Here is a 24,872-nt window from a genome sequence, read left to right on the forward strand (position 1 = left end):
CTAATTTATCATTGATTGTATGTCACATGACTTACAGTTGCTGCTGGCTTCTGCCCATACACATCCGAGTTCACTGTCGGCGGCACCAGGACAACAGGAGCGCTCGGCGTAAACACCATGGCAGGAGGCATATAGCTGCCTGCTAATGTATCCATTGCCTCTTTGGCACTGTCGAGAATGGCCTGCAGCTTATTCAAAATCTGTTCGCGGTCTTGTCCAGTTTGGACCTCCGTGCCGGCAAGCAGACTTTGTGCGTACTGCTCAAGCACCTGCAGGTGAAGACGCTTCTGCTCATCAGTGAAGGATTCGAGGCTTCTTGCGGATGCTTCAAGTCGAAGCTGCAATTCTTTCTTTAACAATTCCTTCTGCGTATCCGTCTCCGACTTCATGGATTGATCCAATCCCAGGAGAACCCGCTCCGTTTTCTTGGCAAACCAAGAAGCCATAGCACCGGCAGCATCCATATCTGCATAGGAAATTCCGGCCGACGCCGTGAGAACGACAGTTAAAGAAACAATTCCGGCTGCGACGATCTGCCTGGACTTCACATTACGCTGTTTCTTCTTTCTCATCATGTTCATTCCCCCTCTTCCTTTCATAAGCTTAAGGCCCCGAAGCCGGGGCCTGTCCGCCTAATTGCATTTCATTATTTCAAACCGTTAAGCACAATGTTCTCCAAGGCTAGTTTACCGGAAGCTTCCAGAGCATCGCCTTTATCCGTAATCGTTTTAATGTTAGCCGCTTCCAAATCATCAGCAAGCTTTTGAAGCTCCGCCAATTTAGCCGCAATTTTAGCCGTTAAGTTATCTTTAATTTCTTGCGATGCTGCGGTTCTTTCTTGGTTCAGCAAGCTGTTCAGCTGCGTTTTTGTATCTTCAATTTTGGTCATCAATGCAGCTGCAGCTTGATTTTGAGCAGTCGCCACATCGGATTCCAGCGCTTTCAACGATTTTTTACCTTGTTCGTTTACATCGTGTGTGATGTCCAGCTTACCGGCAAAACCAAGACCGTCGATAACGCCATTGTTAAAATTGTTAGTGTCATTGACAACTTTATCGTACTCGCCGGGCATATTGGCTGCGATGCTTCCTTTCTTCGTATCAATGGCACTGGAATAGGCCGCTGCTTGCCCGTTGATCGCAGCTTGCGTTTGAGTCGATTCTGTGGAGGCCGCTGTCTTTACATCGTTAACTGCACCGTTGTTGATGGCTTTGTAATCCGATACCAGCTTCTCGTTATTGGAAGCGACGAAGCTTGCAACGTCTCCTGCCACTAATGCTTTTGTAACTTTGGTTGCATTGTTATACCAGCTTTGAAGCTGGCCGCCAGCATCTGTAGCTGCAAAAGCCGTCCCCATACCCGCTACTAAACCTGTTGCGACAACACCAATTGCCAATTTACTTTTCAATGCTTTCATCATTCATCAATCTCCCTTAGAATCGTTTATTTTTGACGTTAGTTCCTGAAGCGTTTCAACAGCCACTCGATCGATTTCCCTGTCCATTTTCTCACTTGAAGCACTGACATACTCGTCAAATTCGGCCGACCCTTCGGTCTTTGCCAGCTCTGCCGCTTTGTGTTCGATTTGACTGACGTAATTTCGGTTAACTGTCTCCACACGATCTATGGCTTGTTGACGCTTAACATCCTGGACCTGCTTGAGGCTGGCTGCTGTCGTAGAGACTTTCTCATTGACCAGTGCTTTCATGCCCTGCCTGCCTTCATTCAAATCTTGAAGGGCTTTGCTGTTTACTTCATTGTTCCCTTGCTGAAAACTCGCTTTGTACCAGTTTTGCAGCGGTACTCCCGCATCGGAGCAGGCATACGCCGTACTCATGACGAGGAAAGTCGAGAGGCTCAATGAAACGATCATCGCTTTGCGTTTCAAACGAATCATCGCGCTGCCCTGCCTCCTTCTTGTTCTGCACTTGCTTATAACTTTATTGTAGCTTGGCATACATTTTGCGACTTCACCCGATAGAGTGATTTATCTCTGCTACCTTAGGAGCGGAACAGGTATACTTTCGTACCAGACGGATAAGATATCGCATTTACAAGAATGAAGCGTCACGATACAATTCATCTGTAACCAATATAAAATTCATCATTTATGGGGGCTATATCTTGAACTTATTGGAAGTAAATTATTTAGCTGTGCTCGTCGCCACAATCGTCACCATGGTGCTCGGCTTTCTGTGGTATTCGCCCGTTTTATTCGGAAGCGCTTGGGCCAAGCTGCGAAATGTGAAGATGGGAGAGATGTCCGGCGGAGGCCCGCTGACATACGTGCTTACCGCGCTAACCGCTCTCGGGGGCTCCTTTATCCTGGCGCTTCTGTTGACGCTTGGCAGTGAGACAACCTGGGCAACAGGACTTGCGGTTGGCGCGCTCATCGGTCTGAGCATCGCGTTGAAAATCGGCATGAACTACTTGTTCGAAAATGCCAAGCTTCCGCTGTACTTCATCACTGTCGGCTATCATCTGGTGTCCTACCTTATTGCCGGTATTATCATTGGAGCATGGCAGGGCTAATACTTACTATTAAAGAGCTGTCCCAAAGCAATCTTGCTTGCAAGATTATCCGGGGCCGCTCTTTTCTTTTACCGCTCCTGATTCAAGCACGCCCTTCTTGTGTAATAAGGTAAGTCCCCAAGCCATTTCGAAAGCACCTGCATATACTGGAGCAAGACCTTAAGGAAGACACAAGCCATCAGCCGGTCAGACTGCTGGTATATAACGATGTACGGTGGTAATCTATGATGACAAAACGAACTATTGCTGCAAAATACGACCTGCTCCACGTTCTCGGGCTAGCTTCCGAGGACGATATTTACAATGCCCAATATAACGGACAGTCGCTGGCCGATATCGCCGAAGCGAATAAGGTCGATGTCCAAAAAGTAATCGATTTGCAGCTCGCAGAGCTAACCGAACAGCTCGATAAGCGTCTGTCCAGCGGCAGCATCACGCTTGAGCAGTACTATGCCCAGCAAGCCGAGCTGCCGGAGATTATTATGAGAAGCGTCTACGCGCTATAACGAATCCGAGTATTGGGAATGAGAAAGAGCTAAGCGCTTAACTGTGCTTAGCTCTTTTTTGTGCGATGACAAGCGCTTGGATGCCACAATGTGGGAACTGGGTTCCCTTATTTAAGTAAAAAACGGCATTTCGGGAGCCGGAGGGGAACTACAAGGTCTTATTTGCCCTATGAAGACATCACATCGCTTGAAAGCAGCAAAATAGCGGAACAGAGTTCCCTCTAAATTTCCAAATGGCTGCTTTTAGGGCAAATAGCGGACTATTGTTCCCCCTACCAGCAGGTCCGTCATGGCCTTTTGCGTCACCCTCTTTCGTGCGCAAAAAGCAGTCTCAAAAGTTCCTTATACACAGCAAACGTTCATCCCTCCCCAACCGCAGGCTTCTCGCCACCCAAAAACGCCCCTCTGGGGCCCTTTTCCAAGTTTTCACCCTTGTTGCGAGCCTCTATCTGTGTCACTATCAAATGAGAAGCATTACGAGGATAGGAAAGGATCTTGCTTATGAATTTTCAACAGCTTATTCCCCTCGTCCCGCTCATTGAGCAGATCGAGACCAGCGCTTCCTCGCTGACCTTGGAAGTTCCGGCCAGCACGTACCGGCTTATTATTGTGCGCCGCGGCCATATTTCCATACATAGACACGATCATGAACCGACGGTATGTTCACAAGCCTATGCCTGCCATCCCGATCATGGCTCCTACGCGATTCAGGTTCCCAAAACCAAAACCGCCGAATACGTCATCATCACCTACCGGATGCTGCCGGACGACGGCATATGGTCCCAGCACGGCCCGCTTACGACCTTAAGCGAAATTAAAATCCATTACATGCTGGACGAGCTGCTTCGGACGACGGAGGAGCTGCACCCGCTTACGGATGAAGAAATAGCCGCTCACACCTTTCGAAAGCGCATGATGCTGGAACGTATTCTTTTCATCTACTTATATGAATCCCATTTGACGCAGGACAAAAAGTCCTCCGCCGAATCGATCGAGGAGATTCTTTCCTATATGAACGAGCATTACATGCTGGAGCTGTCACTTCCGATGCTGGCTAGACGCGCAGGCATGAGTGTCGGCTATTTAACGGTCCTATTCAAAAAGCAGACCGGAATGACGATGATGAATTATTTGTACACCTTGCGCATTGAAAAAGCGAAGCAAATGTTTCTTCATACCGATTTGCTCGCCAAAGAAGTAGCGGCCCGCGTCGGGTTCGTCGATTATTTCCATTTCAGCAAAGTATTCAAAAAAAAGACCGGAACTACACCCTCGGAGTTTCTGGCGAACCAAAATTAAATCTAATAATGGGACATGTCCTTTATGCATATTAGACATGTCCTAACGTTGGATTATTGAGTATCATTTCAAATGAGAATAATAATCATTGTCACGGGGGAATGCACAAATGAAGCACTACTTTACACGTTTTAGCCTGATCGCACTGATCACCGTATTTGCATTAAGCCTTGCAGCTTGCGGCAAATCGACGAATACCGAATCAGCAGCATCAACAGCCGCTCCGGCTGCAGCCAGTCAGAAGCCTGCCTCTCAAACGGACGGTAAAATCACCGTGCAGGATGCTACAGGTACACTTGAATTGCCTAAGAAGCCAGAACGCATTGTTGCCATGGAATTCGGCTTCACTGACATCCTTGTCAGCTTAGGCGTACAGCCCGTAGGCGTTGCGGACGACGACAGCCCGGATCTTTTGATGGACTCCGTAAAAGCCCAACTTAAAACCTATAAATCCGTAGGCTCCCGCTACGAGCCAAACATCGAGCTTATTTCCTCACTAAAGCCTGATTTGATCATCGCGGATATCAATAAGCATAAGAATGCCATTGCTCAACTGAAAGGCATTGCGCCGGTTCTCGTTTTGGACGATTTCCAAGCCGACTACAATCAAATGCTGAAAAACGTTGACATTATCGCCAAAACTGTCGGTAAAGAAGAGGAAGCCAAGAAGCGTCTGGCTGAACACCAAGCTAAGGTGGATACGTTGAAAAAGAAGCTTGGCGCAACGAACCTTCGCGTACTTCCGGCTGTTGTGAATCCGAAAGGATTTTTCGCACACTCCGATCATGCTTACAGCGGTTCTTACTTAGCGATGCTAGGATACACGGACCCTGTCAAAAATGCCGCCGCCTATCCGCAGCTTACGCTTGAGCAGTTGGTTGAAGCAAATCCGCAAGTTCTGTTCTTGATGCCAACGGAGAAAGAAACGATCGTCAAACAATGGGAATCGAATCCGCTATGGCAAAAAATCGATGCTGTAGCCAACAACAAAGTATTTACTGTAGAACGTCGTGACTGGTCGCTATCCCGCGGTTTCCTCGGATCTGAAAAAATCCTTGAGGATATCGTGAAGAATTTGGGGCAATAGTCCAATGAATCCTATAACTGAGAAGCAGAGCCAGAAATGGCCTCTGCTCTTCCTATTTTCAGTCGCTATTCTCGTGATGCTGATCGGTGTCATATGCAGCTTGAAGTGGGGCCAAGCTTACGTTTCTTGGCGCACTTTGTTCGAAGCCGTGACATATCAGGGCAGCGACAAAGCCCATCTTTACATACAAACACTCCGTTTGCCGCGCGCCATCATGGCATGCATCGTTGGGATGCAGCTCGCTTTGGCCGGCATGCTTACGCAACTGACAACCAAGAATCCGCTGGCCTCCCCGCATATATTCGGAATTAATGCCGGGGCTTCATTAGCCGTTGTGATCGGCCTGGTTGTTTTGCCCCACTTCGGCAACTTTGGGCTCATCGGTTTCGCCTTCGTCGGAGCCGCTCTAAGCGCGCTGCTGATCTGGTCGCTTGCAGGCGCGGGACGCCAGCAGTATGTGCGTCTAGCCCTTGCCGGCATCACCATCCACTTCCTCATGTCTTCATTGACGGAAGGCTTCATTATTATGAACCAGCACGCGACGGATAGCATGATTTTCTGGCTGGTCGGCTCCCTGAATCAGGCAGGTTGGCCGGATGTGCGAATCATTTTGCCTTTCTTCGTAGGCGGAATGGTCTTGTTCGGCCTTATGCTACCGGCGTTCAAGCTGCTGCTGCTCGACGATGACATCGCGGCAGGCCTGGGCCAGCGCGTGAATATCGTACGCGGCGTCAGCATCATGCTTGTCATCGTGCTTGCCGGCTCCGCCGTAGCCTTATGCGGCCCGATCGGCTTCGTCTGCCTGCTTGTTCCGCATATCGCCCGTGCGATGATAGGACCTCATCTACACATTCTAGGTCCGATGACGGCTTTGCTCGGAGGAATATTGCTCGTATACGCCGACTTTCTCAGCCGCTTCATCGCGTTTCCGTTCGAATCGCCGGTTGGCATCGTCACTGCCGTGATCGGCGCGCCGTATTTCATTTACTTGGCTCGCAAGCAAGGAGGTGCGAAGTGAAGAAATTCACACACACATCCTCCATCTCTCTGATAGTGGCGCTTGCGATCATGCTTGTGCTAGCCACCCTTTACGTTCATGTAGGTGCCGTACGTATTCCGATTAACGAAGTATGGAGCGGCTTAACGAATGCGCAAAGCCCGTCATACTTCATCGTGCATCAAGTCCGCTTACCCCGCGTTCTCGTTGCGATATTAGCGGGATTCGGCTTAGCCGTCGGCGGAGTAATTCTGCAAGGCTTGGTGAGAAATCCGCTGGCCAGTCCCGACGTGGTGGGGATTACGAAAGGAGCCGGTTTCATGGCAGCAGCGGTGCTCTTTCTGTTCCCCAAATCGCCAAGCTACGTCTTGCCGATTGCCGCTTTCGCCGGCGCCCTGTCGGCCTTCTTGCTCCTGCTGCTGCTCAGCCGCCGCCTAACACTCACGCCCGCCTCGCTAGCCTTGGTAGGCGTCGCGATTGGGACTGTGTTCCAAGCCGGCACACAGTATTTGATCATTAAACATCCCAGCGACATCAACATGGCGCTGCTCTGGCTGTCCGGCAGCTTGTGGAGCCGCAGTTGGCACGATGTCTACACGCTGCTGCCGTGGATCGCAGTGCTCTTGCCCATCGTGTGGTCGAACTTTGCGAAGCTGAACGTTTTCCAGCTTGGCGATGACATCACCGCCTCGCTGGGGCTTAACCTCGTGAAGCAGCGCTTCCTGCTGCTGCTTCTTGCCGTTGCTCTGGCCGGCATCTCCGTGTCGGCCGTGGGCGCGATCGGCTTCATCGGCCTGATCGCTCCGCACATCGCGCGCAGCCTCGTCGGCAGCCGGCATCAGTGGCTGATCCCGCTGGCCGCTGTCATCGGCGCGGATTTGATGCTGCTCGGCGACTTGCTCGGCCGCATCATTATCCTCCCACGCGAGGTGCCGGTGGGGATCATGACCGCCGTTATCGGCGCGCCGTATTTCATTTATTTGCTGCGTAAGGAACGTTTGCGCCGATAAGCGTTCGGTTTTTCAGCTTATTTTGCTTCGGTCGGCGGGTACGGGTTGGCGGTCGGCGGGTGCGGGTTGGCGGTTGGCGGCGTGGCGATGGCGGGGCGATCGACGGGGGTTCATCCGAATAACGGGAGAAACTCAGCTATTCGGTTACTGTACCATGCATTTCATGCAAATAACTGGAAAAACTCCAGTTATTTCGCACTAGAAATGAGCATGTAGAGTGATTCCGCCGATTTAACGTGAGAATTTCCCGTTAAACGTTTCTTGGAGCGACGATATGCTGAAATTAGCTGGAGTTTTTCCAGCTAATTTACCCTGCGGTTGGCGCCGTGGCTATGGCTGGGACGAGCGGTGTGGCTGTGGCGAGGACGATGGGACTCTTCCTTTGACGAGGATTGAAGGGGAACGACCGCACCTTATAGCCCCTGGGGCATCAAGGCTGTCCGTCACCGCGTGTACGAAATAAAAGGGGCTTCCCGAATGGTCAGAAATGACCTAACTCCGGGCAGCCCCTCTTCTTTAATTCATGCCGCGCAAACGCTCCGCAACCACCCGCATCATACTGCGCAGAACGTCGATGTTCTGGAAGCAGAAAGTCATCGCCTGATCCCGGTGAAGCTGCAGCAGCAAGGTTGCTTCCTTCGCCGTACAATCGGCTGAGCGCGGACCGCTATCGATAATAGCCATCTCGCCGAAAAAGTCGCCTTCCCGAAGAATGGCATATTCTTCACTGCCTCGATGTACACGAATGCCGCCTTCGATGATGCCGTACATCGTATCCCCGAAGTCACCGGTACGGCAAATCGCTTCTCCAGCTTCATAAGCGACCTCCTCCACCATTTGCGCCAGCCAGATGAAGTCATCCTGTGCCAAATGCCGGAACAGATCAATCTTTTGCAGGACGAGGATTCGCCTTAACAGCACCTCATCCCGCGTCAGTCCTTGCGCCGCTTTGTCCTCCGGCAATTGTGTTGCCGCTGCGGCTTCAGGCTGCATAAACTTGGATTGAGATGAGTCCCCCTCCGCAGCTACCTGACCCTTCGCTAGTTCGGACCGCAGCCTGCGGGAAAGCAGTTTCATCATTTCCACCGCAATGCTCGTCTGGTCAAAGATCATATCGTAGAAGGCTGTTGAATCCAACCGCCACAGGAGGACATCCTCCTCCGCCTGAATCGTCGCGGTCCGCGGTCCTTCACTGAGCACAGCCATTTCGCCGAAGCAATCCCCCCGCTTCAGTTCGCCAAGCCGCTGTCCGTTCCGGTAGACGCCTGCTTTGCCGGTGTCCATGATCATCAGGGAATCTCCCGAGTCTCCCTCTTGGATCACGATGCTGCCTTGTGCAGCGCTTAGCTTATATAATCGCTGGGCAATGTGCGCAAGATCCCGGCTTGTCATTCCTTTGAACAAAGAAACATGCTTTAACAAGTGCACTCGGTGCATCAATTCATGATCCTGTGAGGAAAAGTTATCCACATGGGTCCCTGCCGCATGTCGAATGTTCTGCGTGAGCCAAGCATCCTGCTGAGCCTCCAGCCAATCAAGGTGCAGCTGGATTTGACCACCGCTTACGCCAGTGCGTTGCAAGCTGCGCGAGCCCGACATGAATTTCGCCATCTCTGTACGGAGCGATCCCTGCAGCGTTTGATCGATGACCTCCTCCGCATTTGCCTGTTGGCGTGAATCCCCCTCGGACCAGTCGATGAAAACAGCCTGCATCGTCCGCTCCTCATGAATAAGGGACAATAGCTGGAAGACGCGCTTGCTAATCCCAGCTCGAATTTCTCCTATAATTGCTTCAACGCCTTTATAACCTTCTACCCCGGCAATACTTGCTCCATGCTCAGCAAATTGTCCATACAGCTGCAATTCGTGGAAAATATAGGATTCGACTATTTTACTGTTCACATGAGGCAGTTTGCGATGCATACGAAGCAGCGCTTCCAACATGCGGTCCCGCATGTCGTACGAAGCCATTTCATAGGAAGCGATCAAGAGATCGAAAGCTGCCTGCGATCCGATTTGCTCGAAAACCGCTGGCATATACAAACCGACTTCCTGCTGTGCCAAATAAGGAGCCAACTGCGGCAGCACATCCTCCTCATCGTAAGCAGCGAGGGCTTGGGCGGCATAGCGCCGGGTTTGGCTATCTTTTAGCATAGTAACGATCGGTACAATTAAAGGTGGCACATGGAGAATGGCAGCGGATTCCAACGCGCGAATTCTGACCTGCAGACTGCTGTCATGCAAAAGCGAGATGAGCGGCTTATAGAAGTTTTTCACACGGATTTGCCCGAATAAGGCAGCCATCGCGATTCGTTCTTCCTCTTTCCCGCTTTCCATCATCGCTTTCAGCTTTCCTACCGCCCGAAACATCCCCTCGATGCTGTAATATTTCACCAATCCCGCAATGGCAGCCGCTTGTACTTCGACTTCAGGAGATTCCAAGTGTGCTGTAATTTCATCGAGGTAAGCTTCATTGGCATAGGCAGCCAGCGCCAGCAAAGCCTTCGCCTTGACCTTCTCGTGGTTGTCTGCCGTTACCGCTAGCTTTCTCAGGGCAGGCTCGAAGCCTTCCGGCACCTTTAGCTCCACATAAGCCAAAGCTTCTATCCGCATGTCAGCAATCGGGTGATGCAGCAGGTCCTCCAGATGAGGGGTAAGGTCAAAGCCTTCCATATTGCGCAAAAGACCGAAAGCATACAAAGCCTGCTGCTTATCCGGACTAGACAGCGCATCAATCAGCATCTGACGGCTCACCGCATCCAGCAAATTGAGTTCAACCTTCTGCAGGTCGTCTCCCCCTGTTTTCAGGTTGGATAGCAGTGTGTGCAGGTACGCCTTTTTAACCTTGATCCCTGCTGCGATGCCTACAACAAGAAGAGCGAGGACGATGTAACTGAGCTGCTCAGGAGCCAGCAGACGCGAGACGATCAGCAAACAGATGGCCGCTAACCCTTTTGCCCCATTGCGCACGATGCCGTCCAGAAAGCTTTTCGCTTTGCCCCGCCATTCCGGCGGAACGGGGAACATCACTAATTGGCTGACCGAAGAATAGAGCGTATCCCCCACAACTTTGTCGCTCCCCTTCACGACGACTGCCATCGCCAGCACGGGGAGGGCTAGTATGCCCAAACTGCCGGCCAGCAGTGTAATCGGGAAAACAAGCAAAGCCGTCATCACGCCAAAACGTGTCAAAATGCGGCCCGAGACAAACAATTGAAACCCTAATGCAATCAATCCGGAGAACCCGTAGAAGCTTCCCATGAATCCGGCAAGAGCCTCATTCTGCAAGGTTCCTCTTAAGATTACTTTAAATTGATAGTCAATTAGGGTCAGGGACAGGACGAGCGCTGCGGATAGGATGGCCACATATTTTAAATGAGGTACACTGGCAAAAAGGCCCGCTTTCCGCTGTGCGCTTTGCTTCGGAGATGCTGTCCTGGGCTGGACTGGCTTGCTTTCTACCGAATCTTTAGTCACTTTTAAAATTAAAAATACAGCCGCCAAGCCAAGCAATTGCAAGCCTGCGTAGAAATAAATCAAATTCGCCGTACCGACGAGCGGAACGAGTGCTTTTAGCCCGAAACCGCTCAGAATGCCCCCCGTAATCCCCCCGCTGCCGACAATTCCAATCATCTGTTTCGCTTTCCTCTGATCCATGACCGATGTGGCGAACTGCCAGAAGCAGACGATCATCAGAAAGTTGAATACATCATAGCCGATGTAAATCGCCGGGAACACCCAGCGCAATTCAAGCCCCACGCCAAATCTGGAAACCAGCACGAGCAGAGAAATTAAGGGAATCAAGCATTTCATGAGGCTTTCCAACCGTACTTTCGGCGAGTACCGTTGAAACAGGATGCCCGCCGTAATCATGACGATCGCTTGGGGCAAGTACATGATAGATAAATAAGAATTATCAAACCGGCTTAAAAAAAGCGTATCTGCCGCTGTTCTTCCAACCGTCGACGCTGATACGACACAGAAGAGATAGGCGAATAGGAGGAAAACTTTTTTATACTCCTTGGTATCCTCTGCGAACTTCTGTACGAAGGTTTGGTACAATTTATTCGATAGCATGCTGCTCATGATACACCTCATTTATTGGATGTCTAATGAAATTGTACCAGAAGTCCTAGGATAAAATAACTATTTTTCATTTAAAAACAAACAAAAAAAAGACACAATCCGTCAGGATCTGTCTCTTTCTTTTTAAAAAGCTATATGCGGTACCCGTCGCCTCTCCAGCTCTTAATAGACTTCTTAATCGCATCAGGCGACCACTGCTCGGCAGCAGCCTTCTTGCAAAGCGCAGGAAACTCCTCGTCGGAAGCAAAGCGCAAAGCAGCAATCTGGCCGATCGTTAGCCTTGAATCCAGCAGCTTCTGGGTCAAAACATAGTGCCTGAGATTCTCTTCGGCACGTATTGCGCGATCCTGCGCTTTCAACGGATAGGAGCGAAGCAGCACAAATACAATGATTACAATAATAGAAATGAGAAGAAACAGGAAGGAGGGGATCAAGCCATTCCCCGATTGCAAGGATTCGACCAGTTCGATGATCGACATCACTAGCAGCACTAGCGCAAGCAAAGAGAATACGTAGTGAAACAATGGGTGCATTCTACGGTGGTTCGCATAGGTTTGATTGCCATTTCTCATGATTTCCTCACAATCTCATCGATCTCGCTTTTTAAAAGCAAGTAACGGTGAACGCTTCTCATAATAGGCACCTTCGTTAAATTGTGTTTGTCTACATATTGTTTCATCTGATCTTTGGTTAATCCTAGTGACTTCCCGGCTTCCATCACCGTTAAAACGACTTCATTACTTGTAGCATTAAACGTTGTTTTCACCTTTTGATTCCAATCCTGAAATGCCTGCATGTCCGCAGCAACACCCTTCTGTTCCAATCATTCCATTATACCACAGAAGTGAAGGGACACATCATCCATTTGTAGGATATGTTCTTATTTATCCTCCTCCTCGTTTAAAAGTTGCAGCAGAGCCTGCGGCAGCGCAAATTGCTGATTGTTAATGACAATTTTATTGAGATTATCGCTTGCCACAATAGATGAGGTTTGCTCTTCTTTAATCTCTGCAATTTCGGCATGCAGGCGTTCCATTTGCAAATCAAGCGCAGAGGCCGCGACAGCCGCTTGTTTAAGCTCCTCCAGCAGACGCGCAGGCACGGCTTGATTGCCTTCGTTGAACTTATAAAATATTTTATGTTCCAAGCTGGCCCAAAAGTCCATCGCGATCGTGCGAATTTGAATTTCGATGCACACACTTTCTTGGCGGTCCGTCAAATGCACCGGAACTTCAATCAACAAATGAAGACTTTGATAGCCATTCGGCTTCGGATGTTTGATGTAATCCTTTTCCCCCAGCACCTTCAAGTCGCTTTGATTTTTAAGCATATTGGAGATGACGTAAATATCGGAGACGAATGAGCATGTAATCCGCATGCCCGCAATATCTTGAATGCTTGCTTTAATCCCGTCAAAAGACATTTCTCCGCCCTTCCTGCTTAGCTTATGAAAAATGCTCTCCGGCGATTTCAAGCGGGATTTGGTATGCTCGATCGGGTTATATTCATGCAGCATCTCGAATTCCTGCACTAATATTTCTACGCGGGTCTCCATAGCGTCCAAAGCGAATTTGTAAGTCATCATAAATCTTGTTAATTCATGTTTAAACCGTTTCAAATCATTCATCGAAAGTTGATTTATCATGGCAGTTCCATCCTTTAGCCGTGGTTATTTTACCAGTCTTACTTAGTGTAAAGTACGAACGCCCCCGGAGCAAATTTGGCGTTCGTATTGACACTTTGCAAGGTCAATTGGTATAGTATCTCTATCATATTTCGAGTAAATACTTACGTGGGAAGCACCCGTAGGATAAGGCTTAGGCCTTTTCTTGCAGGTGCTTTTTTGTATTTCCGAAATGAAAAGGAGGCTTCTATTTGAAAAATTTCATTTCGCTTCTAGCCGCTTTAGCTCTAGCCACTGCCATCTCCGCGGAGGCGTCCGCGGCAGCCCCCATCGAAATCACCCCCGCGCTTCTCGACAAAACGCTGGCCGCCGCTACCCAAACTCAGGCCAATCGCATCCACTCCCTGAAGGATGAGCTGCACACTCTTCAGAAGCAAGAACAAGAATGGGACACTGCGATTAGCACGCAGCATAGCCAAAATAAAGAGACCCATGCCGAGCTGAGCAAACAGGCCAAAGCGATCGATGAAGCCCAATTAGCCAAATTGGAGGAGGATGTCCTGCAAACGAGAGCGCGGTACAAACCATTATTATCCCTCTACACCGCATTAAATAAACAGATCGAAGACGTACGGCCGTTCAAAAATAAAAGCATGAACACCCTGCTTCGGCTTCAGGCGGCCGCCTTGAAAATTCCTGTCCAGTTGGCGCGCTCCGACATTAAAGCAAAGGAGAACACCTTGCAAGCTGCCAAGGAGAAAGCCTCCAAAGCAACGAAGAAAATTCGTAGCCTGCTCGATGACATTGATCCGACTAACGTGCAGATTAAAGCCAAGCAAAGCGCTGTGAACTCATCGCGAAAAAGCTTGTCCCCGTTATGGAGCGCCTTTAAAAAAAGCGCCAAGCAAGGTGAGCCGCTCGGCGTGCAAAGCTCCCTCACTTCCATGGTTTCCCTGCTGCGCCAAATCAATGAGGAGAAACAACGAATCTTCAAGCTCGAGACTACCGTCCGGGATAAGCTCGCTGCCATCAAAAAAGGTTAAGCTTCGCTAGCCCCTCTTCCGATTCCGTTATTTCATTTTGTAAGCATGAATGATGTCCTGTAACTCTTGGGCAATACTGGCTAGCATTTGGGAAGAGGATGTTACCTCTTGCGAGGAGGCCAGCTGTTCTTCTGTCGCTCCAGCAACGCTCTGCGCCAGTTCGGACGTCTTCCGCGACCCATTCTCCATACTCGTCACCGTTGCCGCCACCTGCTGCGAGCTCGCCGACATTTGCTGCGCCGCTGCAGCTGTTTCCTGAATCTTCGCAGAGACTTCTTCGGCTGAACGGACAATGGCCCCAAATCCTTGCACCGTACGATTCGCAGACTGAAGTCCTTTATCCACTTCGGTTAGTCCTACATCCATAGCGCGCACAGCTTCTTGGGTATCTTTCTGGATGCTCGATACCACTTCGCCGATAGCTCCAACCGATTGTTCCGTTTGCGATGCAAGCTTGCGTACCTCGCCAGCGACGACGGCGAAACCTCTGCCGCTCTCACCGGCACGCGCCGCTTCAATCGCAGCATTCAAAGCCAGCAGATTCGTTTGATTCGCAATCTCGCCGATAATCCGGGACACTTGACCGATATTTCGGGAATGCTCGGCGAGCTGGAGAATCGTTTCATTCGCCTGTGTCACTGCGGCGCTTAACGCATTCATGCTGAGCATGACATGGTGAATGTCATCTTGCCCTTGTCTGGCTTGGTCGGACGCTTGCATTGATAAATGCGAGACGTCTGACGCCGTTTCCGCTATGCTCTGCACGCCCATTGCGATTTCGTCCATCGCTCTGGCGCATTCCAGCGCATTCAAGCGCTGGGTTTCGGCTTCGGAAGCGATCGTCTGAATCTCCACCGCTACATGCTGGGAGGCTTCGCTATTTTGCCGGGAGCCGGCGTACAACTGTTCCGCAGACGACGCTACGCTGCCCGAGGATTCCTGCAGGCGGCTCATGGCCTCTCGCATTTGGCGTGTCATCCCATTCACAGCCTGTATGAGGATACCAATCTCGTCGTTATTCTTGAAGTTCAGCGGTTCGACGGTTAGATCGCCTTCCGCTATCCGTTCAACCGTTTTGGACGCAGCAATGACAGGTCTAGAGATGTTTCTCACTATCATCCAGACAATCAGGGCAGACAAAAATATAGCGCAGCTCAGTAAGAGAATAGCGCTCAGGATACTGCTGTGATACAGCCCATCATTTTTCTCAACGCTGGCTTGCGCTCCATTCTGGCTGTATGTCACCATGAGGCGACAAATATTTTGCACATCATTGTAATTCTGCGTTAAATCCTCATAAATTGCGGCTGCATCTGGGGCGCTTGCTGCCTGCTTGTACTTTGCGTAGTTCTTTTTTAACGAATCCCAGCGTTCCTGCAGCATGTTGAAATTCTTTACATCTTCCTCGCCGGCCAGTGTGCTTTGATAATTTTCGAGCGCCCTATCGCCTTTCGTAATCGTCGCTTCAATATCACGCGTGAGCTCCACCTTGCCGGATGGATCCTTGAGGTTTTGTATACCCATCAAATCTTTCGCAAAATGCTCCGTCAAATAGCTGAAATCCTCAATGGCCTGCGTACCTTTCATCCACCGATTCGCGATTTCTGTAATATCCTGCTTCATATGCTTCATTTTCAAAATATCCGTAAGGCTTAATATGGCCATAAGTAGAAGGACCATTGTAAAGGATCCGATCATTTTTTGCCTAAGACTCAATTTCATCCGTCTGTTCGTTAACATGTGAAGTTGATGTGCTGCCGATTGCATGTATTTCCTCCGAAATTCAAATTAGTAAGGGAGAGTTTACCGCCTGCCTCTTGTCCCAGCAATCTTATCGGAAAAATGTTAGGAGAAAGTAATAGAAATTATTAACCACGTGTTAATTTCCTTCATATTATTTGCATTTGGTCACAAAAACGCCCCAATCTTTGGTTTCCCACCGTTGAGCCTCGTTCTTTCAACTTGAAAAACATGTTCTCCTGTTGGAATCCAGCAATCATTTTTCTGCATTGACAGCGCTGCCAGGCGACGATACAATTGGCAATAAACAACAAGATTACAACAATAAACAACACTAAATAATCACAAAACAACAGCTTGCCCGATTGTTTTTATGCTGTACATCGTTAAGGAGGGTATATCCATGAAGGCTCATTTTCTGGGCACAGCAGCTTATGAGGGGATTCCATCCCTATTCTGCCAATGTCTCACCTGCAAACAAGCCCGTGAACGCGGAGGGAGAAATATTCGCTCACGCACCTCGGTGATGATCGACCATGACCTAAAAGTCGATTTTCCGCCCGATACATTCATGCATTCGCTTCAATACGGTCTGGATATGAACAGCGTGAAGGACCTACTCATCACCCATTCGCATTCTGATCATCTGTATGCCGAGGATATGGCCATCCGTGCAGAAGGCTATGCCCAATCAGGCGGCGAAACCATGCATGTCTATGGGCATGACATTCCTTTCCGTCTATGCTTTCAGGCGCTTAACGGGCTGAAACACAACTATAAGTTTCACCGGGTTATTCCGTTTCAAGCTGTCCAGACGCAAACTGCCACGATCGTGCCACTGCTGGCGGACCATGACCCTCTCGAAACATGCCTGCTTTATTCCATCGAAAAAGACGGCAAAACCATCCTGTACGGCAATGACAGCGGCTGGTTCCCGGATGAAACCTGGGCTTGGCTGAAGGATAAGCAGTTCGACCTGGTCATACTCGAATGCACGACAGGCCGTGTCGGACACAGAAACAATCACATGAACGTGGATGCTGTCCTCGAAACGAAAACGTGGATGGACGAAACCGGGGTCCTAAAGCCGGGAGCGCAAGTTTTCGTCACGCATTTTTCCCATAATGCAGGGTTGCTGCATGAGGATTTGGTTGATATTTTTCAGCCTCATGGGATTGTTGTTGCGTATGATGGGCTGATAGTGGAGCTGTGAGCGGGGATGGTTGAGCCTTCTCATACCGGCTCATCTTGAGATTCGCCCTATCGAAGGGAATTCCATTCCCTTATTTTAGGCGGAAAGCGGAATTTCGGGCGTTGGAGGGAACTACAGGGTCTTAACTACCCTCCATTGACCAATTTTCTGTCCAGCGTGACGAAATAGCGGACCCTAGTTCCCTCCCATTCGTCCAAAGGGCCGTTTTTAGAAAAGTAACGCCCTGCAGTTCCTCTATTTTCCTGCGGAGCATGGAGGCTGGAGACTGGAGCATGGATTTTGGAGACTTGCCGTCTCCGCATGAATAAATTGGTAAGTTAACTGGAAAATCTCCCTCCCTCTAAATTGCTCGAATGATGGCCTTATAGGGATTTTAAAAGGAAAACTTCCCGTTATTTTGACGGGATTCAGTAAATTCTCTAGAAATCGGTGCAAATAGAGGAGTTTTTCCTGTTAAATGGATCTGACAACCTTCTGCAGTCAAATTCGAGGGAAATTTTACCTTTATTTTCCTTAAATATCCACTCACGTCAAAGGGACCATCATCGACATTCGGGAGATGGATTTTCACTCACACCAAAAAGACACCCCAACGGTGCCTTTCTCTTTCACTTCCTCTATGCTACGAAAGAATCGGCAGCTTAATATGACTCGGATACTCCTTCGAGTGATAAATCGTCTGCTGCACGATCACCGGTTTCGGATCTTCATATGGGTTAATGCCGGTATTCGTGTTGGGGAACGCGATAAACTTGCTGGACGACGTGACGGTAAACCGAAGGCGATGGCCTTGGCGGAACGTATGAGCGATATTTTGCATGAATATTTCGTACTTTTCCACCTGTCCGGGCGTGAGCAGCTCCGGCGCATCCAATCCATTGCGGTACTTCGCTCGCACGATGTAGTTCGAAAGCTTGATCGAATTGCCCAGAGAATCGACATCGCTTAAAGTGACGACCCAGTCCGTATCAACGCCGGTGCTTGCCGCAAACAGCTCACACGACAGCTCGCCCGCCACGGTCAAATCGCTCTCCAGCTCACTGCTCGTATACACGAGAATATCGCTGCGCAGCTCATGCTTGCGCATGTTCTCCGGTTCTCTTTCGCCGCTGTCGGCAACCGGGTCCTCCGGGTTGTAAACATACGTATCCGCAGGACTATGATGAGGAGGCTCTGAGATCAGCACCCCATCCCCATAGCTAGAGTTGGCCCGCCCATTGCTGCCCAAATAAAAATTCCTAACGATCGCCTCAGCAGGCGTCCAATCCTCCGACGTTCGCCACTCGTTGCTCCCGACGACGTAATACGACGCTCTTGGCTCCTGTTCAATGCCGTTCGGAATTTCTTTGAGGAAACGGTCGAACCAGCGCAACACCGATACGTCATAATCGTAGACGACCGCATCGTTGCCGAAGCTCGTGCCGAGCAGATCCCTTGCCCGGTTAGGGCCGTGCTCCCACGGTCCGAGCCGTATTTTCCGGTTGGGTACGTCGTGCTTGGTCAGCATTCTCCACGTCTCCGAAACGCCTGCGCTGTCGCCGTCGTACCAACCTGAAATGACAAACATCGGCACCTTTACTTGGTCGCCACGCTCCGTGAACGTGCAATTTCTCCAAAAATCGTCATACTCCGTATGCTCGCTCCACAGATCCCAAGGACCGGATGCTCGGCCGATCATCTGCTGGGGAATCTCCTTGATTGGCCTGGCATCGACGGCTTTCTCCGGGTCGACCGTTTTACCCGCAAAAATATCAAAGTCCGTCCGAGTGCCCACCGACTGCGCAAGCGTCCAGCAAAGCAAAGGCCAAGAGCAAACGGTTCCTCCCTTGCGTACGGTATCCACAAATGGTGAGCCCACGTTCACTTCATTGACGACCGCCTTCAAATTCGGGTGTCCGCTCGTAGACGCTGCTGTCACGATATACCCAAGGTAGGATGCGCCCCACATGCCTACGCTCCCGTTGGACCAATCCTGCGACACGATCCAATCAATCGTATCCGCACTATCGTCCCGCTCATAATAAAACGGAACCAGCTCTCCCTCGGAGTCCGCCCGCCCTCTGACATCCTGATTAACGACGGCGTAACCTTTGTTCGCCCAACGTTTAAAAAACTCTTTTCTCAAACTGCGGTCATAGCACGTACGAATAAGAATGGTTGGCAGTTTATGCCCCGGTTGAGCGCCCTCAGGAAGGTACACATCCGTTGCTAAACGCACACCGTCCCGCATCGGGATGAGGAAAGTTCCCAAGTCATTCACGCCGAACTCCGGTTTGGACAGCAGCGGATCATCATATACCGTAAGCGGGGTCAGCGCTTCATACCCCTCCGCCACGAGAACCTCCATGCCATATCGGTTCGGTGCCACGAACGCTACGACACGTCCCTCCACCGTCACGATGTCAAGCGCCGTATCCTTACGCATCGCCCAAACTTGAGATGTTAGCTCTTGCCCCGTCTGCCCTACTACCCCGGCATCATCCGCCAAGAAAGCCGTGTAACTAACATGCCTGTGATACAAGTCGCCGTTTCCAAGAACAACCTCTTCTCCCTGCCACACCGCTTGGTCGTAATGCACCAAGGATGTCTTGATTTTAGCAAAAGGCAGCACATAGTGTGTCCTCTCCGGAAGGACATTTTCCTGCATTTGGGTCCTCCTGCGAGAATCCACTTTCGCGTGCATAATGCCGTTTTCGGCAAAACGGATTTTCCCCTCATACACACCGGCACAGTACAAATTGAACGTCATTGACTGAAAATATGTGCTCATCCCCGTTCGCTCCTATCCCCAAACTTGTTCAAATACGCGCAGCCAGTTGCCGCCCAAAATCTTCTGAATGTCCTCATCGCTGTACCCTCTGGCAACCAATCCACGGGTAAAATTAATAAAATAGCTGTACTTCTCAAGCCCCTTCACCGTCTCGGTAGACGGACCGTCCCCTTTGGCAAAGCCAATTCTTGGTGCAATATGCTCCTTAAAATACACCAACGACCACTCCACATCGCTCATCGGCCAATCCGTTCCAATACCCACATGATCGACCCCGACCAACCGAACTACGTAGTCAATATGATTCAGCACATGCTCGATCGTCGTCTCATTCGGATCCTTGTAGACGAACCATGGCATTGCGAAAATACCAATTACGCCGCCGGTCCCGGCGATAGCTTGCAGTTCTTCATCGCTTTTGCAGCGCATATGGCCGAACAGCGCCTCTACGCCGGTGTGGGAAGCGATGACCGGAGCCGTCGAAAGCCTGCAAGCATCCAGCGTCGTCTGTTTGCCGCAGTGGCTCGTGTCAACGACGATGCCCAGTTCGTTCATTCTGCGGATAAAACGAGCGCCGAAATTGCTCACGCCGCCATTAACCTGCTCGGCACAGCCGGAAGCGATGTAGTTCTGATTGTTGTACGTGAGCTGCAGTACACGCAGGCCAAAATGATGAAGCGCGTCAAGTAAAGCCAGATTCTTTCCTAATCCGTCCGTTTCCTGCGCGGTCACGATTCCCGCTTTTAAATGATTGCTTTTGGCGGTACGAATATCGTCAGCCTTCAGCACTTTGACCAACCAATCCATCGTATCGAATTGACGCTGAATTTCCCCCATGCTGGTCACAAGGCTCTCGATATCAGAGATACCCAGCTGGCGGTTACCCGCGGTAATACCGGAGCGGTACCATTCCTCTTTAAATGCCGGAAGCTCTCCGCGAGCCGCCATGTCATGAATCATTTTGCTTGGCATGCCGCTGTACACCATCGGTTCGTCCCGAAAAGGCTCACAGCTTTCACGGATGCTTTCTGAGATATGTGCAGGAATCGCTTTAGGCGACAAAGGCCCCTGAAACAGCAGATCGATAATGATACTGCTCTCGTGAAGCTGGCTGGCACGGGCCTCCTGCTCCGGCGTTAAGTGAAACGGGTACAACCCCTCCGTGAGATTCGTCTTCATCTAAGCTCCTCCTAAAATGCAATTTGTGTTCCTTTATTCCTACGAACCGCTTCTTGAACAATATAGTGGGCTGCTGCAAGATCTTCGCAGGCAAGGCCCAAGGATTTAAAAAGTGTAACGGCTGAATTCGAGCTTCTCCCCTGTTTAAGCCCAGCGAATAACTCCCCGATTTCGGCTAAAATATGCTCCTCCGTGATCGCGCCTTCCTGCAGGGGAATCAAGTAATCCCCCGCCTCGTTTACGGCAGATTCCCGGCGATCGACAAACAGCTCCGCCCGGCGCACCAGCTCCGTGTCCAGCTCCCTGTCCTTCGCGCGGCAGGCTCCGACAGCGTTCACGTGCGCGCCTTCCTTGATCCAAGCTCCCTGCACAATCGGCGTTGTCGACGCTGTGACCGTGCAAATAATATCCGCGTCCCGAACGGCCTGCTCAGCGGATGAGACGGCCTCAACGAGCACGTTGTACCTGCTTTCCGTCTCCTCCTTCAACTTCTGGGCATAGGCCGGGTTCGGCCCCCATACCTTGATCCGCTCGATCGGACGAACCAGCCTCATCGCCTCAATATGCGTGCGGGCTTGCTCACCCGTCCCGATCATTGCCAGCGTGCTCGCCTCCTGTTTCGCCAGCAGCTTTGTTGCCGCCGCGCTTACAGCCGCCGTTCGGATAGCGGTGATCTTGGTGCCATCCACGATGGCCTCCAATTGACCGTTGGTCGAATTGAACAATGAAACAAACCCTTGATGCGAGGGCATCCCTTTGGCGTGATTATCCGGCAGCACCGTAATCACTTTAGCGCCCACCCTCTCTTCCCGCTTCAAGTAAGCCGGCATGAGTCCCATAAGGTGGCTTCCCTGCAAAGGTACAACGCTTCTAAGCGACTGGACAGCTTGTCCGCTTGTCAAATCTGCCAAAACAGCCTGCATAATTTCTATACAAGCTGACATTGGCAGCAATTCCATAACCTCGCGCTGATTAATAACTAACATCTCGTACGATCACCTGCTTCGTAAGTACTTGCTCCATTATAGCACCTCGTCTTATTCCCCATCCAACGTCTCCGCCGAAGCCGCAATCTGCTTGTACCCCTTCACTGTCGAGGTCTGGATCAGCCGCTGCAGCAATCCGAACAGCTGGATCGGATCGAACGGTTTGGTAATATAGCCGCTCATGCCGGCCTCAAGCACTTCCTCCTTCACGCCTTTCATGGCATCCGCCGTCATCGCAATGATTGGGGTATCCTTCGCATGCTCCAACTGACGTATTTGCTTCGTTGCCTCGTAGCCGCCCATTACCGGCATTTGCAAATCCATCAAAATCGCATCATAGCGCCGCTGCTTCACTAGCGATATGGCTTCAAGACCATTTTCTGCCACCTCGACCCGCACGCCCACCTCTTTTAACATCTCCATAGCGACCAATTGATTGATCTCGTTATCCTCCACAAGCAAAACACTCGCATGCTGCAGCGCTTTAAAACGCTCCGACTTCTCAAGATCAGGGCCCATGACTTGCTTCGCCACAAAATGCTGCTGAAACAAGCTAATCAGCTCATTGTACAATTGGGATTGGCTGATCGGGTAGTACAATACTTTATCAATGGCTTGGGAGCGAATGCCCTTCTGCAGCTCAGGTTCATGATAAGCGGTAACCATTACAATTACTTGCATTGGCGACGAGAACTCGAGCTGGATGCGCTCGGCAAGCGGAATGGCGACCGAGTCCCTCAGCTTCCAATCCACAATCACCAAATCATAGCGGCCATTGCGGTATATTTGTTCGATGGCGCCATTTTCGGAGTCTGCCGTGCTTACAATGAACTGGAACTGCTCAAGCTGATGCTTAAGCACCAACTGCATGTCGGCATCATCGCAAACCAGTAGGACGCGAAGCAATTTCAGCCGTGAGTCTTTATTCATCTCCGCAAGCCGCGCCCCTGTACTGTATCCGAAATCCGCCGTGAAGGAGAAAGAACTGCCGAGACCGGCTTTGCTCTCTACACCTATGGCTCCCCCCATCAGCTCGACGAGATTTTTACTGATAACCAGACCCAGCCCCGTACCGCCATACTTCCGGGTTGTCGACATATCCGCTTGTGTGAAATGGTGAAACAACTGCTCCTGCTGTTCTTCCGTTATCCCGATGCCAGTGTCGCGCACCGTAAATCCAAGGGTGACGCAGCGGTCGCTTTTGGATACGAGGCATATTTCAAAAGAGATTTCCCCCTCATCCGTAAACTTCACCGCATTATTCGACAGATTGACCAAAATTTGATTCAAACGGAACGGGTCGCCGACCAGCATTTGCGGAACTTCATGATGAATGGAGAAATGCAGTTTCAGCCCTTTATCATAGGCTTTCATCCCAATTAAATTGGATATCTGATTCAGCACATCATATAAATCAAAGTCGACCTGCTCGATGACCAGCTTTTTTGCTTCTATTTTCGAAAAATCAAGGACGTCATTAATGAGCGCGATCAAATTTTTGGCGGAAATAATCGTTTTATCCACATAGATCTGCTGCTGTTCCGAAAGCTCCGTTTGCTGGAGCAAGTAACTTAAACCGATGACCGCATTCATCGGCGTGCGAATTTCGTGACTCATGTTAGCCAGAAACTCGCCTTTGGCGCGGTTCGCGGACTCTGCCATTTCCTTTGCCTCCGCCAGCTCCGATGTACGCGCCTCCACCAGTTCCTCCAGATGGCCTTTGTATTGATGAAGCACCTTCTCCTGCTGTCTAAGCTCGGTTATATCATGACCGGTTCCGGTTACCTCCACAATCTCCTTGTGCTGATTGAAAATGGGCGATATCGTGTAGTGCATGCATTTGTTGTCGCCGCCCGGCGTAATGCTTTCCGCTTCGAACGACTTCGATTCCTTGGTACGCAGCACTTCGCTAAGCGCCTTTTTCCACTGCTCGCGAGTCTTCTCCGAGGTGATCAGCTCCAGCATATTTTGACCGAGTAAGTCGCGCTCCCTCATCTTTAAGAAATGCGACATTTTATTATTAGCTTGTGTAATCTGCCCGTCCAGGTCGCAGCAATACACGAGATCCGGAGAATTTTGCACCAGTGTCCGATAACGGTCTTCACTCTCGCGCAGCTTTTTCTCCGTCTCATAGCTTCTAATTTCATAAGCGATTAGGGAGTAATAAAGCGGAATGGCTACGGTATGAAAAATGACATAAGTGACTGAAAATTCAGTCATAAAATAGTTCATCGTTTCCTGCGGCGCAAGCAGCGACCAACCAACGGTCTCAAGACCGATGACCAGCCCAAGCAACCAGCCGTATTTTTCCATGAATTTTCTGTTCTTCTTATTCTGTACATGAACGACCATGGAGATAAGCATTGTGGTCAGGAGAGAACCCAGCGGGAAAAGCAGCGCTCCTCCCAGGCCGATCCGATAAGCGCCGATCATAAGCGTTGTGATGATGGCCGATAAAGGCCCCCCGAAAATTGCCGAGAAAATAACGCTCACAAATCTGACATCCATATGCAGCCCATGGGCGACATTCAGAGGCATTTGCATAATGACCAAACCGAAGATCCCAAAAGCGATTCCGAAAATGATCGACCGCCATCTTTTGGAACATTTTACATAGTAGGGATACAGCCATCTTAACAGAAAAACAAAGGTCACGATTAATGCACTGCACTGTGCAAAATAAATCAGAAATTTCATGTGCCACCCCCAATTGACCTAGTCCTTACGCGAAAAACGCAACTTCTTGTCTAATTTATATTACATCATTCGATAAGGATCTTCTACTGATATATCGTGAGCG

21 protein-coding genes are annotated in these 24,872 nt (G+C 50.2%); 9 read left to right on the forward strand and 12 right to left on the reverse strand.

Features of this window, described 5'->3' with window-relative positions; genetic code table 11:
- Positions 1–8: 8 nt before the first annotated feature.
- The 3 genes from GC097_RS17945 to GC097_RS17955 all read right to left on the reverse strand — a co-directional run bounded on the left by GC097_RS17945 (position 9) and on the right by GC097_RS17955 (position 1,897).
- Positions 9–572, reverse strand: coding sequence for a hypothetical protein (locus GC097_RS17945; RefSeq protein ID WP_171684673.1), 564 nt, complete (start codon positions 570–572; stop codon positions 9–11).
- A 74-nt stretch (positions 573–646) separates the two neighbouring features.
- On the reverse strand, positions 647–1,420 hold the full coding sequence (locus GC097_RS17950) for a hypothetical protein (protein ID WP_171684674.1): 774 nt from the start codon (positions 1,418–1,420) through the stop codon (positions 647–649).
- Positions 1,421–1,423: 3 nt separating this feature from the next.
- The gene (locus GC097_RS17955) at positions 1,424–1,897 is read right to left on the reverse strand and encodes a hypothetical protein (RefSeq protein ID WP_171684675.1); all 474 of its coding nucleotides are present in this window, start codon (positions 1,895–1,897) and stop codon (positions 1,424–1,426) included.
- A gap of 227 nt (positions 1,898–2,124) precedes the next feature.
- Here GC097_RS17955 and GC097_RS17960 point away from each other — a divergent pair, with 227 nt between their 5' ends.
- The 7 genes from GC097_RS17960 to GC097_RS17990 all read left to right on the forward strand — a co-directional run bounded on the left by GC097_RS17960 (position 2,125) and on the right by GC097_RS17990 (position 7,647).
- On the forward strand, positions 2,125–2,532 hold the full coding sequence (locus GC097_RS17960; protein WP_171684676.1) for a DUF1761 domain-containing protein: 408 nt from the start codon (positions 2,125–2,127) through the stop codon (positions 2,530–2,532).
- A 227-nt stretch (positions 2,533–2,759) separates the two neighbouring features.
- The gene (locus tag GC097_RS17965) at positions 2,760–3,038 is read left to right on the forward strand and encodes a hypothetical protein (protein WP_171684677.1); all 279 of its coding nucleotides are present in this window, start codon (positions 2,760–2,762) and stop codon (positions 3,036–3,038) included.
- 501 nt (positions 3,039–3,539) lie between these two features.
- Positions 3,540–4,337: an AraC family transcriptional regulator gene (locus tag GC097_RS17970; protein WP_171684678.1), complete on the forward strand. Its 798-nt coding sequence runs from the start codon at positions 3,540–3,542 to the stop codon at positions 4,335–4,337.
- A gap of 109 nt (positions 4,338–4,446) precedes the next feature.
- Positions 4,447–5,424 (forward strand): ABC transporter substrate-binding protein, encoded by a 978-nt coding sequence (locus GC097_RS17975; protein WP_171684679.1) that lies wholly within the window; start codon positions 4,447–4,449, stop codon positions 5,422–5,424.
- Positions 5,425–5,428: 4 nt separating this feature from the next.
- Positions 5,429–6,442, forward strand: a complete 1,014-nt coding sequence (locus GC097_RS17980; RefSeq protein WP_171684680.1) for a FecCD family ABC transporter permease — start codon at positions 5,429–5,431, stop codon at positions 6,440–6,442.
- A 50-nt stretch (positions 6,443–6,492) separates the two neighbouring features.
- Positions 6,493–7,431 (forward strand): FecCD family ABC transporter permease, encoded by a 939-nt coding sequence (locus GC097_RS17985; RefSeq protein ID WP_171684792.1) that lies wholly within the window; start codon positions 6,493–6,495, stop codon positions 7,429–7,431.
- A gap of 45 nt (positions 7,432–7,476) precedes the next feature.
- Complete coding sequence (locus GC097_RS17990; protein ID WP_171684681.1) at positions 7,477–7,647, forward strand: hypothetical protein; 171 nt, start codon at positions 7,477–7,479, stop codon at positions 7,645–7,647.
- A 300-nt stretch (positions 7,648–7,947) separates the two neighbouring features.
- On the opposite strand, the gene GC097_RS17995 is transcribed toward GC097_RS17990, so the two are convergent.
- From GC097_RS17995 to GC097_RS18010, 4 genes are all read right to left on the reverse strand, one after another.
- Positions 7,948–11,517 (reverse strand): Npt1/Npt2 family nucleotide transporter, encoded by a 3,570-nt coding sequence (locus tag GC097_RS17995; protein ID WP_171684682.1) that lies wholly within the window; start codon positions 11,515–11,517, stop codon positions 7,948–7,950.
- Positions 11,518–11,648: 131 nt separating this feature from the next.
- A complete protein-coding gene (locus tag GC097_RS18000) occupies positions 11,649–12,089 on the reverse strand; it encodes a DUF6526 family protein (protein WP_171684683.1) in 441 nt (146 codons plus the stop codon).
- Complete coding sequence (locus GC097_RS18005; RefSeq protein WP_171684684.1) at positions 12,086–12,313, reverse strand: DNA-binding protein; 228 nt, start codon at positions 12,311–12,313, stop codon at positions 12,086–12,088. Before GC097_RS18005 ends, GC097_RS18000 begins: the two co-directional genes overlap by 4 nt.
- An 84-nt stretch (positions 12,314–12,397) precedes the next feature.
- The gene (locus GC097_RS18010; RefSeq protein ID WP_171684685.1) at positions 12,398–13,162 is read right to left on the reverse strand and encodes a GTP pyrophosphokinase; all 765 of its coding nucleotides are present in this window, start codon (positions 13,160–13,162) and stop codon (positions 12,398–12,400) included.
- Positions 13,163–13,392: 230 nt separating this feature from the next.
- Between GC097_RS18010 and GC097_RS18015 the strand changes: the two genes are divergently transcribed.
- Positions 13,393–14,184, forward strand: a complete 792-nt coding sequence (locus GC097_RS18015; protein ID WP_171684686.1) for a hypothetical protein — start codon at positions 13,393–13,395, stop codon at positions 14,182–14,184.
- Between the two features lie 27 nt (positions 14,185–14,211).
- Here GC097_RS18015 and GC097_RS18020 read toward each other — a convergent pair whose 3' ends face one another.
- Positions 14,212–15,951 carry a methyl-accepting chemotaxis protein gene (locus GC097_RS18020; protein ID WP_171684687.1) on the reverse strand — a complete coding sequence of 580 codons (1,740 nt, stop codon included), beginning with the start codon at positions 15,949–15,951 and terminating at the stop codon, positions 14,212–14,214.
- 376 nt (positions 15,952–16,327) lie between these two features.
- On the opposite strand from GC097_RS18020, the gene GC097_RS18025 reads away from it, so the two are divergent.
- Positions 16,328–17,137 (forward strand): MBL fold metallo-hydrolase, encoded by an 810-nt coding sequence (locus GC097_RS18025; protein ID WP_171684688.1) that lies wholly within the window; start codon positions 16,328–16,330, stop codon positions 17,135–17,137.
- Between the two features lie 622 nt (positions 17,138–17,759).
- On the opposite strand, the gene GC097_RS18030 is transcribed toward GC097_RS18025, so the two are convergent.
- From GC097_RS18030 to GC097_RS18045, 4 genes are read right to left on the reverse strand one after another with little or no spacing between them, the layout of a single operon-like run.
- Entirely contained in the window at positions 17,760–19,907 is a 2,148-nt protein-coding gene (locus GC097_RS18030; protein ID WP_171684689.1) for a CocE/NonD family hydrolase, read from the reverse strand.
- 12 nt (positions 19,908–19,919) lie between these two features.
- Positions 19,920–21,086 (reverse strand): dipeptidase, encoded by a 1,167-nt coding sequence (locus tag GC097_RS18035; RefSeq protein ID WP_171684690.1) that lies wholly within the window; start codon positions 21,084–21,086, stop codon positions 19,920–19,922.
- A gap of 11 nt (positions 21,087–21,097) precedes the next feature.
- Positions 21,098–22,072: an ornithine cyclodeaminase family protein gene (locus GC097_RS18040; protein ID WP_171684691.1), complete on the reverse strand. Its 975-nt coding sequence runs from the start codon at positions 22,070–22,072 to the stop codon at positions 21,098–21,100.
- 51 nt (positions 22,073–22,123) lie between these two features.
- Positions 22,124–24,769, reverse strand: a complete 2,646-nt coding sequence (locus GC097_RS18045; protein ID WP_171684692.1) for a response regulator — start codon at positions 24,767–24,769, stop codon at positions 22,124–22,126.
- Positions 24,770–24,872 lie beyond the last annotated feature (103 nt).

This window comes from Paenibacillus planticolens (assembly GCF_013141725.1).
GTDB lineage: Bacteria > Bacillota > Bacilli > Paenibacillales > NBRC-103111 > Paenibacillus_E > Paenibacillus_E planticolens.